1 tRNA gene is annotated in these 785 nt (G+C 41.5%); it reads left to right on the forward strand.

Going from position 1 to position 785, the window contains the following annotated elements:
- Positions 1-65 precede the first annotated feature (65 nt).
- Positions 66-142 (forward strand) — tRNA-Asp (locus EES38_RS21705).
- Positions 143-785: the final 643 nt, after the last annotated feature.

The raw sequence follows: 785 nt of genomic DNA on the forward strand, positions 1-785 counted from the left end.
GGGGTCTCCCCATGTGAGAGTAGGACATCGCCAGGCTTTATATTTAGCACCAAGCTAACCAATGCGGAGCGGTAGTTCAGTTGGTTAGAATACCGGCCTGTCACGCCGGGGGTCGCGGGTTCGAGTCCCGTCCGCTCCGCCACTTATTTAAAACCCAGCAGCAATGCTGGGTTTTGTCGTTTCTGGGTCCCCATCCCATCCCATCCCATCCCATTCTAAGTCTCTCTTGTTATCGAATCACCCTGATTGAACTGTTTTTAACTACATTAATGAAAGTAAATTACAGAATGAGAGCCAAAATCAAGTATTTAGCCTCCAATAAATAAAATATACGTTCTAAAGTGAAATAAAAACAAAACAAATGTTGCATTTAATGTGAGGTAGATCTATATTTAACCCGTAGACGAAAGAAACTTACAACAACATTGAGGAGATAAGATCATGTTCGCTGCATTTGCTTATAACGTGTATTACATGACTAAAGACGCCAAAGAAACCGAAGCTCAAAAAACCGAAGCTCAAAAAGCCGACGTGAAAAAAGCGTAAGACACTGACGATAACGGAAGGAGACAAGATTATGTTTGCTGCTATTGCTTATAACGTTTACTACATGACAAAAGACGCAAAAGAAACCGAAGCACAAAAAGYCGACGTGAAAAAAGCGTAAGACAACCAACCAAACTATTAAGATAAGGAGAAAGACTATGTGGGGTGCATTCGCGTACAGCGCATTTTATCTAAAAAGTGATTATGACCTGGCCGGTAACAAAGTCGGTTCATCTAAA

The sequence above is a fragment of the Vibrio viridaestus genome (genome assembly GCF_003856525.1).
Taxonomy (GTDB): Bacteria; Pseudomonadota; Gammaproteobacteria; order Enterobacterales; family Vibrionaceae; genus Vibrio; species Vibrio viridaestus.